The sequence below is a fragment of the Vogesella mureinivorans genome (assembly GCF_007644035.1).
Taxonomy (GTDB): Bacteria; Pseudomonadota; Gammaproteobacteria; order Burkholderiales; family Chromobacteriaceae; genus Vogesella; species Vogesella mureinivorans.
In genome coordinates, this window is sequence record NZ_VMTV02000829.1 from 1 (window position 1) to 341 (window position 341).

The 341-nt window shown below is 70.7% G+C and carries 1 protein-coding gene; it reads right to left on the reverse strand.

What is annotated here, in order from left to right; all coding sequences use genetic code 11:
* A partial coding sequence (locus FLQ44_RS23840; protein ID WP_206209007.1) for a DUF6607 family protein occupies positions 1–341 on the reverse strand: 341 nt, incomplete at both ends.

The window sequence follows — 341 nt, forward strand, 5'->3', positions numbered from 1 at the left end:
GTTGAGCGCGTTGTAGTCGTCGCGGGTGGTGTACTCGCGCCGCGGCAGCGGCCGCCAGGTTCGGTCGGAGGTCCAGGTGGCAACGCCGTAGCGGTGGTTCCAGCGGCCGGTGCCGCAGTAGCGCGGCGCGTCGCTGACCTCGTGGACGCACTGGGTCCAGGCGCCGCGGGTGAGTGCCGGGTCGATCGGCCGCAGCAGCCAGATCTGGTCCGCGCTGAACTCCAGCCGCTCGCTGGCCTGCCAGTGCCAGTCCTGGCGCCAGTGCTTGGTGACACGCTTGCCGTCGGGCGACATCAGCAGGTGCTGCAGGACGATGCGGCCAGGCTCGTCCTCGATCACCA